Source organism: Pseudomonas sp. TWP3-1, assembly GCF_049896625.1.
In the GTDB taxonomy this organism is placed as follows: Bacteria; Pseudomonadota; Gammaproteobacteria; order Pseudomonadales; family Pseudomonadaceae; genus Aquipseudomonas.
The window spans coordinates 535,021-546,958 of record NZ_JAFCUQ010000001.1; the positions used below are offsets into that span (position 1 = coordinate 535,021).

The following is an 11,938-nucleotide window of genomic DNA, read 5'->3' on the forward strand; positions in this document are numbered from 1 at the left end:
GGAAGCAGCCTATACAAAACTAGACCGGTCGTCTAGTAACTCGTGCCGCCACCTGACGAAGTGACTTGGAACATTAGACTTTTTGCACTGCCGATATCGTTGAAGAAGGCTCTAACGCCGCCCTCTCCCACTTCGCAATGACCAACGGTGCAACCGCATTACCCAGCACGTTCAGCGTCGTGGTGCCGCTGTCGATGATCCGGAAAATGCCCGCGATCAGTGCTACGCCTTCTAATGGCAAACCGGCGGATGCCAGCGTCGCCGACAGAATAATGATGGCGAACCCCGGCACTCCGGCCGCCCCCTTGGAGGTCAGCACCATCGTCACCACCAGCAAGATCTGCTGCGAAAGTGACAAGTCGATGCCATACAGTTGCGCGACAAAAATGGTCGCCACGCCGAGGAAGATCGACGCCCCATCGAGGTTGAACGCATAGCCCACCGGCACCACAAAACTGACGATCCGGCGCGGCACGCCATAACTTTCCAGTTTGCTCATCAACTGCGGCATGACTGCTGCGGAAGCGGCGCTCGAGAACGCCAGAATCAGCTCGTTGCGAAAGTATTTGATCAACTTGAAGATGTTCTCGCCGATCAGATAACAGATCCCGCCGAGCACCACCACGGCGAACACAACCAGCGCCAGATAAACCACACCGATCAATTTGAGCAGCGGCAATAGCGAGGCAAAACCAAAGGTCGCGACCGTCGCGCCGATCATGCCGAACACACCAATCGGCGCGTAGGCCATAACGATCGACACCACTTTGAACATCGCATCGGAAATGCCCTGCACCACCGCTACCACAGGCGCGCTTTTCTCCCTTGGCAGCGCATTCAATGCCATGCCAAACAACACCGCGAAGAACAGTACCGAAAGCAACTTCGCTTCCGACATCGCCACAAACACGTTATCAGGGACGATGTTCTGCACGATCACCAAGGCGCCCTTTGAAGGCTCCATGGTTATCGACGCAGCGCTATGGGTAATACCGGAAATATCAGTCCCGCTGCCAGGCTCGAAGATGTTCGCAAAAACCAGGCCCAGCACAATCGCCAGCCCGGTGATCGCAAAGAAGTAGCCTAACGACTTGGCGCCCATGCGGCCGAACGACTTGTTATCACCGCCACCTGCAATGCCGAGAATCATGCAACAGAACACGATCGGCACCACCACCATCTTCATCATCTTGATGAAGATGTCGCCCAACGGTTTGAGAATTTCCGCGCTGACCCACGATTGATACTGCGGATGCGTATTGAAATACCAACCGACGAACACGCCGAGCAACAGCCCGGCAACGATTTGCCACACCAAGGGAATACGTTTCATGTCTAGCCTTCTTGTTGGAATGAAAGGTCTGCGTTAATGGCAGTTGCTAGAGTCATGAGCTTCCAGCTCACTTGAGATCAAATGGCACAACAGGGTTGTGCCATGGGTACTGCGGTTATTTGGCGAACAGTTGGCCCATATCCTTGAAGGCCTTGAATTCAAGCGCGTTGCCGCACGGGTCGAACAAGAACATGGTGGCTTGTTCGCCGACCTGGCCTTTGAAACGGATGTAGGGCTCGATGACAAACTCGGTGCCGAAAGACTTCAGGCGTTCCGCCAGTGCTTCCCATTCGGCCCAGCCCAGAATGATCCCGAAGTGCGGAACCGGGACGTCATGTCCATCGACCGGATTGCTGTGGACGCTTTCCTGCGAAGCGGTTTTCGGGTGTTCATGAATCACCAGTTGATGGCCGTAAAAGTCGAAGTCGACCCACTGATTGCTGGAACGACCTTCTTGCAGACCGAACACTTCACCGTAAAAGGTGCGCGCAGCTGCGAGGTCGTAAACCGGTATTGCGAGGTGGAAAGGCGAGAGGCTCATCAGAACTCCAGGGCGATATTGTTGTTGGTGGATGACAGGCCCATCCTAGGCCGGCAATTCCAGCAAAAAAATCAATATATATTTCTCAGAAACACAATTAATATTTGTGAATGATCAAAGAACTGAAGACACTCATCGCGGTTGCACGCGAAGGCACTTTCGCCGCTGCGGGTAATAAAATCGGCCTGACGCAGGCCGCCGTCAGCGCGCAGATCCAGCGTCTGGAGGCTGAACTCGGCTTTGAGATATTTGACCGCAAGGGGCGCACTGCCCATCTCAATCGAATGGGTCATCAGATACTTCTGCAAGCTCAGGAGCTGTTGCGCCTTTACGAGAATCTGGGGTCGAACACGGTCGGATTGCCGGCGAGCGTGCTCGTCAATGTCGGGGCCATCGCGTCTGTGCAGCGCTCGTTTCTGCCGGATGCGCTCGCCAGATTTCACCAGCAAAGTCCGCAGTGCAGGACACGGGTCGTCCCCGGTCTGTCGATGGAGTTAGTCAATCTGGTGGATGCCGGCGAGATCGACATGGCTGCGATCATCCGTCCGCCCTTCTCGCTGCACAGCGATTTGCGCTGGACCACGCTGGCGCTTGAGCCTTATCGCCTGCTCGTACCGCAGGACCTGCCAGGAGAAGACTGGGTCGAATTGCTTTCGAGTCAGCCGTTCGTTCGCTACGACCGGTCGTCATTTGGTGGCAGGCAGGTCGATCGTTTCCTGCGGCAGATGCACTTCAACTTGCGCGAGGTTTGCGAGCTGGATGAGCTGGAAGCGATCGTCAAACTGGTGGAGAACGGCGTCGGCGTGGCGCTGGTACCGCAGACGGCGACGCTTGAGCAATTGCCGGCGGGAGTGCGCGCGCTGGATCTGGGGCAGCACACTTTTCATCGTGATATCGGGCTGATCCACCGGTCTCGGCAAAGCCTGACAGAACCGGTGCGCTTGCTGGCCGCACTGATCATCGAGCATGCGTTGGGCAAGTCTGGACAACCCGAATAGTCAGTAAGGCTGGATCAGCTGCCAGCCCGCAGAAGGCTTCTGACCTCGGCAATCACCACGTCAATGTTGAACGGCTTGTCCAGCACCGCGTCGAACAGGTCCGAGCGCTGCATGCCGATATGCGCTTGCGCGCCGCTGACCAGAATGATCGGCAGATGATTGACGGAGGGCTGTGCGCGGACGGCTTTGGCAAACTCGAGGCCGTCCATCACCGGCATCATGAAGTCAGTAATGATCAGTGCGGGGCGTTCGCGGTCCAGCACTTCAAGTCCCTTCTGGCCATTACTCGCTTTCACGACCATGTACCCCTCGTCTTCCAGTGCATAGCCGAGAATATCAGCGATCAAATACTCGTCGTCGACGACCAGGATAGTGGTCATGTCAATTTAACCCGAATCAAAGACTTAGGATGTTGAACCAGGCAGCGCTGAATGAGTGGGAACTGGCGGTTCATTACTTGAAGCCTTTTTCAGATCAACGTCTTGGTCACGGATAACCACCTCGAAGAGTGAGGGGTCATAAGAGCTATCTCTAACTTTAAGAATGGAAACGGTCCTGCTTAGTTCAGAGCGATTCTCGAAGAAGCGCATGAGCATCAGGTTGTCGACAATGCTCGACAGGTCAGAGTTCGGTGCGCTGATCTCGGAACCGAACATGCCGCGCATTTCCCATGAAGCAAAGACTGTCACTCCGCGGGAGCGCAATTCGTTCATCAGCGCGCTGTAAAAATCAGTGATGCGTGCCGGATTGGTCGAAACCCGGGTCATGCCGCTCAAGCTATCGATGAACAGACGCTTGATGCCCTTCTCTTCAACAATGCTCAGCAGGCGCGCGCCCAATCCATCCAGCAGTCCTTCGGTGGTCGGCTGCCAGACAATGCTCAAGGCACCGCTGCGCTCCATGCTCTTGATATCGATCCCCAGCGATTCACCCTTCAGACACAAGCGTTGTGGGCTCTCATAGAAACCGAAGTGCAGGCCCGGTTCCTCGACCGTCGACTCGGACAGGAATTTGAGCCCCAGCGTCGTCTTGCCGATCCCGGAAGGCCCCATGACCAGCGTTACGCTGGAACTGTACAGGCCACCGCCCAGTATCTGGTCCAGTGCAGGAATGCCGCTGCCGATCCGGGTCATGTCGGCGCTGTCGGCCGATGACGGATGGCTGTAGAGGCTCTCCAGACGCGGGTACACAACCAACCCCTGATCGGTGATTTCGCACTCGTGCAACCCGGTCAGTGCGCCGCTGCCACGGGTCTTGCGCATTTGAATGCGCCGTACCGAACGCGTGCCGAACAGCTCTTCACCCATTTCGATGACGCCATCGACCATGGTGTGTTCAGGGCTGCCATCGTCCAGTCGCGAACTGGTGAGAAACAGCACCGTGCAACCGGCAAACGCGGCATGCCCTTGCAGTTCGGAGATGAATTTTTTGGTGTCGATCGGTGAGTCGGCCTTCGACCGTGCGTTGAGCAAGCCGTCGACCACCATAACCGTGGCTTTCTGACGGCTGATCTCACGCCGCAGCAACTTGACGACTTCATCAAGCCCTTCGTTTTCCAGCGTATCGAACGCGCTGACAAACTGGATTTCCGCTCCAACCCTGGCCGCATCGAAGAAGCTCAGCGTCGACAGGAACTGGAACAGCCGGTCGTGGGATTCGGCCAGCAGCGTGGCGACCAGCACCCGGCCACCATTGCTTGCATGGTGAAATCCAAGTTGATTGGCGAGGATGGTTTTGCCAGACCCCGGACGCCCCTGAATGATATAGGAGGCACCTGCGACAAACCCTCCCTTGAGCAGAGCATCCAGACCTTCGATTCCGCTCTGAAGGCGATTTAGCTTTTCCACAATGCGACCCTGATCTGAAAAACACGCTGTTTAACCAATGGAATGGATGCTAACGCCATTTCCACGCCGGGGCTATCGCCACTTCCAAAGGAAGGCAGAAAAAATAAACTGCCGATGACCAAGTCAGATCAGCGGAAAAACGCCTTTGAAGGTCGTCCCTTCTTCTGCCGTCGATGTCACTGCAACCGTACCGCCGTGAGCCTTGACGATTTCGCTGACGATGAACAATCCCAGACCCACGCTGCGCGTGTCCTGCGGGAGATTCACGCCACGGGTCATCGGACTGAAGACATTGGCGATGAACTGCTCGGGAATCGGCGTCCCCCAGTTGTGTACCGCCAATTCAAAACAGTCGTGGGTCACTACGGTGGAGACGGTTATCGGGCGGTCAACTGCACCGTACGCGACCGCGTTGGAAATCAGATTGCCGGCCAGCTGGGACAGTCGGTCGGCATCCGCAACGCAGGCACCCTCGCCACGGCTGATGTGGACGAGCTCGCGTGCCGGATAAACGATGCGCAGTTGCTCGACGGTCCCGCCGATCAACCGGTGCAGGTCGACAGGCACGGTGGTCACGCCGATACCGCGGCCGATCCGCGCCTGGGTGAAGTCCAGCAGATCATTGATCAACCTGCGCGCACGCTGCGCAGCGTCTTGAGCATGAGAGACGAATTTCTGCTGTTTGGGCGTGAGCCCCTGGCGTTCGAGCATTTCTGCCGCCATCGAGATCACCGACAGCGGATTACGCAGGTCATGGCTGACAATCCCGACCATCTGTTCGGCGAACAACGCGCGGTCTTCGGCAGCTCGAGTGACATCGGTGATGTCGTGGAGAATGCCGACAAACTGCACGAGCCGGTCATCCGGATCAAACGCTGCGCGCCCGGTCGAAAGTACGGTGCGCTGCACGCCGTCAATACCATTCAAGCGGTAGATGCATCGATACTCCTGGGCGACAGACCCGAGTGCCGCGGCAAACAGGTCGAGTTCTTTCTGATGATCCTTGGGGTCGATGCAGCGCGAATACTCGACATTGCTGACAGCCTGGCTCGACGCATAGCCCAACAGCTGCGCGACGCTGTCGTCGTAGCGGCGCTCACGGGTCACCGGATCCACATCCCAGACGTGCATCTGCGCCGATTCCAGCGCAACGCGCAGCCTTGCATCAGCGACCGAGAGGTCGCGTTGTAACGCCAGGTGCGCGGCCAGCGAGTCCTCGGCCTGGCGCTTGGAGATCAACACTTCCTGCTCGAACCGATGACGTTCGATCACCACGAACGCCGACACTTCGTCGAAGGTGCCAGTCGGGTGTTCGCGCCTGACGACGTTGAGGATCATCGGCAGGGTCTTGCCGTCCTGCGCCTTGAACTCAAGCTTGACCTCGGAAATCGAACCCTGCATCTGCAGCAGCGGCATCCAGTGAGTCTGGTGGAAAATCCGCCCGCCGATATTCAGCAGTTCCTGCAACTTGCGCCGCCCCACCAGTTGCTCGCGGGTGTAACCGAGCCAGCCACAAAATGTGGCATTGGCTCTGAGGATCAGGCCGGTCTTGTCAGTGATGATCAGTGCGCAGGTCGCGTGCTCGAAAAGTGCTTCGGCGTCAGGCAGCTGGACAGGATCAACCGGCATTGACGATGCGATCCTGAACGCTTGCGAGGAAGCTTCGGATCGCATCGATGCAAAGGTCTGGCGCACTCAGGTGCGGGCAGTGGCCAACGTTGTCGATCACTTCCAGTCGACTGTGCGGAATCACCCGATGCAGGTATTCGCCGACCTCGACGGGCGCGATGATGTCTTCGTTTGACTGAATGATCAGCGCTGGCGCGTCCAGCTTCGCCACGTCGCTGCGATTGTCCGAAAGGAACGTCACGCGGGCGAAACGCCGGGCGATTTCCGGGTCGGTCTGGCAGAAGCTATTGGTCAGTTCCGCGCCAAGTTCAGGCTGCTCAGGCGCGCCCATGATCGCCGGCGCCATCGCACTCGACCAACCGAGATAATTGCTTTCCAGGGTTTCCAGCAGCGATTCGATGTCTTCGCGGCTGAAGCCGCCAAAGTAATCGCCGTCATTTATATAGGACGGCGACGGCCCCACCATCACGTGGGCGCCGATCAGCCCCGGGCGCATATTCGCGGCAAGCACGCCGGCCATCGCACTCACCGAGTGGCCGACAAAAATTACCGGACCGTCCGCGCATTCCTCAATGATCTCGATGATGTCTTGCGCATAGCCTTTGAGGGACGAATAGCGCGCGACGTCATAGGCCGCTAGATCCGATTTGCCACAGCCGACAATGTCGAACAACACGGTTTGATAGGCGTCGCTGAATGCCGGCTCCACCAGCCGCCACATATTCTGATCGCAGCCAAAACCGTGGGCGAAAACCAGCGTGGCCGGTCCCGAACCTCGAACACGGACGTTGTTGCGAATTAGAACGGACAAATGAAGCTCCTGCGCTGAAGAGAAGTCGCAGGCACAGAGGCGAGCAGCTCGATAAAAACTCGGACATGCCTGGCGATGATTAATTCATTCCGAGAGCGATGGCCAGGCATTGTCCGGTATCTCGGCCAAAGACTTGAACGCAGGTTTGGCGAACCAGAATCCCTGCATCAGATAAATCCCGCAGTCGGCAAGAAAGTCGCGCTCCTCGGGCAGCTCGATGCCTTCGGCGATCACCTCGACGCCCAACTCCATGCACATATTCACCACACTGCGCACGATCACCTGGCGTACACGATCAAGGTGGACATCGCGGATCAGCGCCATGTCGAGTTTGATCAGGTCCGGCTGAAAATCCGCCAGCAGATTCAAGCCTGAATAGCCTGCGCCGAAGTCGTCAATGGCGGTCTTGAAGCCAAACTCACGGTACTCGCGCAGAATGTTCGTCAAATGTTTGTTGCTTTCTACGTGTTCACTTTCAACCGCCTCGAAGATCAACTGATCCAGTGGGAAGTTGTGCGTGCGCGCGGCTTCAAGGGTGCTGCGAATACACAGCTCCGGGCGGTAAACCGCGTTGGGCAGGAAGTTGATCGACAAGTGCTGCGTCATGCCAAGCTGCGCCGCGGTGGATATCGCGCGCACCCGACACAGTTGATCGAACCGGTATCGATTCTGGTCGTCGATCTGACTGAGCACCGTCAAGGCACCTTCCCCACTCGGCCCTCTGACCAGCGCCTCATGGGCGAAAATTGTTCGATCACGCAGATCGACGATCGGTTGATAGGCGAAGGAAAAATCCAGATCGGATCCGCCGCTACGCTTGCATCCCTGACAGCCACTGGGTGGCGGGAATAGTTCTGAAAAATCTGTCATGACGCCCTCGCCCAAATAATGTGCCACCTTCCATGGCGTGACTCTTGAGACTGCTTGCATGGATTATTGACCGTAGACTCCGGACAGCAAGCGGACGTTCTGTATTTTTCACATACAACCCGTCAGCCGCGTGTCGCTGGAGCAATCAGCCGTGTGCAAGGTTATCGGCCGGCGCGGCGCGATTGTGAGGGGTCAGGCGTTCTGAGCAGCGTTTGCTCGGGGCAACCATTTCAGCAGATCTTCAGCGGCCATGGGTCGGGCGTACCAGTAGCCCTGCCCTTGCGTGCAGCCGAGCGCGCGCAATTGCTGACACTGCGCTTCGGTTTCGATGCCTTCGATGACCACTGACATGCCGAGGGTTTCGCCCAACGCCAGGGTGCTGCCGATGACCGCCAGGCAGCGCGGTTCGTGTTCCAGTGTGCGGACGAATTCGGCGTCCAGTTTGATTTCGTTGAACGGCAGTTGACACAGGCGTTGCAGTGAAGAAAATCCGGCGCCGAAGTCGTCGATCGACAGCCTGCAGCCCATCATGCGCAGGCGCACCAGACTTTCCAGACTGATGGTCGGCGCCTCCAGCAGACCGCTTTCGGTCACCTCGAACGTCACTGCGCTTCCCGCAGCGCCATGACGTGTCAGCAACTGACGGATGTTGCTCGCCAGTTCAGGGTTGGCCAATTGCGCAGCATGCAGGTTGAACGCCATGTTCAACGCGAAGCCTTGATGCCTGGCTTGCGCCTGTACGTGCAGCGCTTGGTCCATTTGCGCATACAACCACTGATCCATCAGGCCACAGCGCTCAAGCGTCGGCAGAAACGCCGCCGGAGAAATCACGCCCTTGCAGGGATCCAGCCAACGCGCAAGCACTTCGACACCACACACATCGCCGGTTTGCAGGTTGAACTTGGGCTGGTAAAACGCTTTGAATTGCTGCGTGGCGAGCGCCCGGCGCACGTCTGATTCACTGGCCGGGTCCGTTGCCACGGCGGCTGGCGATGCCGGCACCGGGCAGGCGTTCAACTGTTTGTTCAACAGTTTGCCCAGCGCATCGGCGTGCAAAGGTTTACCGACGTCGCCAAGAAACTCCAGCCCCAGCAGCGAAACGATCTGCCGCACCGCGCGGCGTAAATCCGCCGACAACGAACTGCTGATGATGATCGAGCGCACTTGCCCGCTTGCTCCGATGCGCTGGATGAACTCCAGACCGTCCATGCCCTCCATCTGCAAATCGCACAGCGCGATATCGACCGGGCCTGAAGTCTCCAGCAGCGCCAGCGCTTGCGCACCATCGACCGCCTCCAGCACTTCACTGCAGCCCAGATGCTTGAGCATGCTCACCGCCACGGAGCGCTGGAACGTGTGATCCTCAAGAACCAGTACGCGAAGTGGAAGGCAGGGCATGGTAGTCAACTCCTCTGTTGTTCAGGACAGTGTCCGGCATTCAAGCGCCAATCTATTCAGGAAAATGCCGCGATGCTTGTACGAAATGTCCCAAGCATCCGCGACGTTTCCTGCATTACCAGAGGTAGCGATAGCCCACGCTGACACCCCAAGGTTGTTCGATGGAGTTGCCCTTGGCGTATTCGGCATCGATGGAAATCTTGCTCTTTTCGCTGACTTGCAGCACACCGCCAAAACCCAATTCGACACGGTTGCCCGGCACTTCAGCATCGAGTTTATTGCCGTTGACGCTGACTTTGCTGCTGCCAGCGTGTTCGGTAACGTAAGAGGCTTTCACGTAGGGCTGGGCTTTCATGCCGTTGCTCAGTTCCATGCTGCGGCCGAACAACGAACCGACGCGGCTTTGCAGGGAATCCATGTCGTCGGACTTGACCTTCAGGCCATTGCTCGCGGTGTAGCTCGCGCCCTGAGTACGGGTTGCGGTCAGTTCCACTTGCGGCTCGACGAACCAGCCGTTGCCCAGTTTGATCTGTTTGCCGACCTCGACAGTCGCGCCCACGCCGTTGGTTTTATACGATCCCTTGACCGACTCTCCAAGGTTGCTTGGCATCTTGATGTCGTTGTCGAAACGGCTGTACTTCAAAACGCTGTCGACGTAGATGCCGTTGTCGTGCAGATAGGTGGCGTAAACGCCGAACATCTTGCTGTCGATTTTGCCGGACGCACCTTCACCGAATTCCAGGTCCGACTGAGCGGTACCCACCATGCCACCGACGTAGACCTTGCCGCTGTTCAGCGCGAAAGCCTTGTCCGCACCGATCTCGACACCCGAAATGTCCTGGGTATAGGCACGACTGGATTGCTCGCTGATATCGAAGCGCTTGCTGATAGCGCGGGTCCAGACGCCACCGTCATCCTTGCCCATGCGCAATTCGCCCATGCGTTTGACCAACGCATTCATCTGCGCGCTCCAGAGACTGGCGCTGGCGGTGTGCGCGGCCACGGCGGCGTTGGCGCCCTTGGACAGGTTTTCCGGGTTTGGATTGACCGGACGAATCGGGGTTACCGGGTCTACGGGTTTGCCTGGATCAACTGGGGTTACGGGATCGACAGGGTTTACTGGGTTTACCGGATCCACCGGGTTAACCGGGTTAACCGGGTTTACCGGGTTAACCGGGTCGACTGGATTCACCGGATCAACCGGGTTAACCGGGTCGACTGGATTCACCGGATCAACCGGGTTGACCGGGTCGACTGGATTCACCGGATCAACCGGCGTCACTGGAGTCGTTCCGCCACTCGCCAGTACCCAGTCATTGCCTTCCTGCTGCAATGTGTAGCGGAACGCGCCCGCGTCGACATGCCCGCCGTACAGACCGAACTTCGCGTTACCGCCGTTGGTGTCGACCAGCAGCAAACGCCCGTCAGACGTAGTCGGTTCATGGCCCGAGTCGCCCACGATCAAAGTGTGGTCGCCATTCGCCAGGCCGGCCCCCTCAACCACCAGCAAATCATCATGGGCGGTGGCGATGTCAGTGTTCATCGAGATGCTGCCGCTGCCGGACAATGCATTAACGGTAAACGTCTTGAACGTACCATCGGTGCTCGGCATGAACGCCAGACGGCCGCCGTTGAGGGTCAGCGAATCGACCGTCTTCACGCCGTTTTCCATCACATTGACCGTGCCGCCCGCCTCTGCCACCAGGCCGTTAGCCTGGGCGCCGCTGTACAGATTGACCTGGCCGCCGTTGCTGACGGTACTGCTGTTGGCAGTGCCGGTGTCTCTTACGTTTTGCACGCCACCGTCGATCAAGGTACCGGTTGCCACCGCACCGCCCAGGATACCGCGCTCGATGTTCTGCACACCACCGGTGTGCACCACGGTCCTACCGGCCATGCCTAGGCTGTGCAGGGTCTGCACCCCGCCGTCATTGATAACCGTATCGACAGCTACGCCATCAAACGAAACAGCTTGCACGCCGCCAGCGTTAATCTCAGTGCCAATGGCGCGGCTATGGCCGAATTTATTGAGTGCTTCCACAGTCTGCATACCACCATTCAAAACGGTGCCGCTAGAGATACCCCCCATCCTCAAATCCTGTCTGCCGCCAGCGTTGACGATAGAGCGATTGGACGTACCGCCTTGCACCGTTTGAAGACCATTGACCGTGGCATCACTCGACACGCCATTCAGGAATACAACCTGAGTGCCGGTCACCTCGATCAGGCTATTGTTCGCCGTACCGTTAGTGCCGATGGTCTGCTGCCCTCCCGTCACGGTTTCGCCGTCAACGACCGCGCCGTTGTTGACCGTCGAAGTAAACGCCTGCGCCTGCATCGGCTGCAGCATGAAGATGGCCATCGCCAGTGGCGACAGAACCAGAATCGAAGATTTTTTCGGGTGAAGGGTCGTCATGTTCAGTACCTCAGTCTTACCGCCGATCCGGCGATGCAAATGCCCATGGCATAAGGCTGAGCAGCATCTGACGGGAGGCCAGTGGCTCAGTTGAG

General features: G+C 57.8%; 10 protein-coding genes. 1 reads left to right on the forward strand and 9 read right to left on the reverse strand.

Annotated elements, in window-relative coordinates; all coding sequences use genetic code 11:
- Nucleotides 1-73: 73 nt before the first annotated feature.
- Nucleotides 74-1,333 (reverse strand): cation:dicarboxylate symporter family transporter, encoded by a 1,260-nt coding sequence (locus ACP7BN_RS02545; RefSeq protein ID WP_426201354.1) that lies wholly within the window; start codon nucleotides 1,331-1,333, stop codon nucleotides 74-76.
- Nucleotides 1,334-1,448: 115 nt separating this feature from the next.
- On the reverse strand, nucleotides 1,449-1,874 hold the full coding sequence (locus tag ACP7BN_RS02550) for a VOC family protein (RefSeq protein WP_426201355.1): 426 nt from the start codon (nucleotides 1,872-1,874) through the stop codon (nucleotides 1,449-1,451).
- Nucleotides 1,875-1,984: 110 nt separating this feature from the next.
- Here ACP7BN_RS02550 and ACP7BN_RS02555 point away from each other — a divergent pair, with 110 nt between their 5' ends.
- Nucleotides 1,985-2,872 carry a LysR substrate-binding domain-containing protein gene (locus ACP7BN_RS02555; protein WP_426201356.1) on the forward strand — a complete coding sequence of 296 codons (888 nt, stop codon included), beginning with the start codon at nucleotides 1,985-1,987 and terminating at the stop codon, nucleotides 2,870-2,872.
- Between the two features lie 14 nt (nucleotides 2,873-2,886).
- On the opposite strand, the gene ACP7BN_RS02560 is transcribed toward ACP7BN_RS02555, so the two are convergent.
- From ACP7BN_RS02560 to ACP7BN_RS02590, 7 genes are all read right to left on the reverse strand, one after another.
- Complete coding sequence (locus ACP7BN_RS02560; protein ID WP_426201358.1) at nucleotides 2,887-3,252, reverse strand: response regulator transcription factor; 366 nt, start codon at nucleotides 3,250-3,252, stop codon at nucleotides 2,887-2,889.
- A 24-nt stretch (nucleotides 3,253-3,276) separates the two neighbouring features.
- The gene (locus ACP7BN_RS02565) at nucleotides 3,277-4,719 is read right to left on the reverse strand and encodes an ATPase domain-containing protein (RefSeq protein ID WP_426201360.1); all 1,443 of its coding nucleotides are present in this window, start codon (nucleotides 4,717-4,719) and stop codon (nucleotides 3,277-3,279) included.
- Nucleotides 4,720-4,842: 123 nt separating this feature from the next.
- Nucleotides 4,843-6,348: a PAS domain-containing sensor histidine kinase gene (locus ACP7BN_RS02570; RefSeq protein WP_426201362.1), complete on the reverse strand. Its 1,506-nt coding sequence runs from the start codon at nucleotides 6,346-6,348 to the stop codon at nucleotides 4,843-4,845.
- Nucleotides 6,338-7,159, reverse strand: coding sequence for an alpha/beta fold hydrolase (locus ACP7BN_RS02575; RefSeq protein WP_426201364.1), 822 nt, complete (start codon nucleotides 7,157-7,159; stop codon nucleotides 6,338-6,340). Before ACP7BN_RS02575 ends, ACP7BN_RS02570 begins: the two co-directional genes overlap by 11 nt.
- Before the next feature lie 84 nt (nucleotides 7,160-7,243).
- Nucleotides 7,244-8,029 carry an EAL domain-containing protein gene (locus ACP7BN_RS02580; RefSeq protein ID WP_426201365.1) on the reverse strand — a complete coding sequence of 262 codons (786 nt, stop codon included), beginning with the start codon at nucleotides 8,027-8,029 and terminating at the stop codon, nucleotides 7,244-7,246.
- 192 nt (nucleotides 8,030-8,221) lie between these two features.
- Nucleotides 8,222-9,427 (reverse strand): EAL domain-containing response regulator, encoded by a 1,206-nt coding sequence (locus ACP7BN_RS02585; RefSeq protein ID WP_426201366.1) that lies wholly within the window; start codon nucleotides 9,425-9,427, stop codon nucleotides 8,222-8,224.
- A 115-nt stretch (nucleotides 9,428-9,542) separates the two neighbouring features.
- Nucleotides 9,543-11,843 (reverse strand): autotransporter outer membrane beta-barrel domain-containing protein, encoded by a 2,301-nt coding sequence (locus tag ACP7BN_RS02590; protein ID WP_426201368.1) that lies wholly within the window; start codon nucleotides 11,841-11,843, stop codon nucleotides 9,543-9,545.
- Nucleotides 11,844-11,938: the final 95 nt, after the last annotated feature.

Bases quoted from the DNA above. Each gene is read 5' to 3' on its own strand.
- ACP7BN_RS02545 (WP_426201354.1), bottom strand. From the start codon at position 1,333: ATGAAACGTATTCCCTTGGTGTGGCAAATCGTTGCCGGGCTGTTGCTC.
- ACP7BN_RS02550 (WP_426201355.1), bottom strand. From the start codon at position 1,874: ATGAGCCTCTCGCCTTTCCACCTCGCAATACCGGTTTACGACCTCGCA.
- ACP7BN_RS02555 (WP_426201356.1), top strand. From the start codon at position 1,985: ATGATCAAAGAACTGAAGACACTCATCGCGGTTGCACGCGAAGGCACT.
- ACP7BN_RS02560 (WP_426201358.1), bottom strand. From the start codon at position 3,252: ATGACCACTATCCTGGTCGTCGACGACGAGTATTTGATCGCTGATATT.
- ACP7BN_RS02570 (WP_426201362.1), bottom strand. From the start codon at position 6,348: ATGCCGGTTGATCCTGTCCAGCTGCCTGACGCCGAAGCACTTTTCGAG.
- ACP7BN_RS02580 (WP_426201365.1), bottom strand. From the start codon at position 8,029: ATGACAGATTTTTCAGAACTATTCCCGCCACCCAGTGGCTGTCAGGGA.
- ACP7BN_RS02585 (WP_426201366.1), bottom strand. From the start codon at position 9,427: ATGCCCTGCCTTCCACTTCGCGTACTGGTTCTTGAGGATCACACGTTC.
- ACP7BN_RS02590 (WP_426201368.1), bottom strand. From the start codon at position 11,843: ATGACGACCCTTCACCCGAAAAAATCTTCGATTCTGGTTCTGTCGCCA.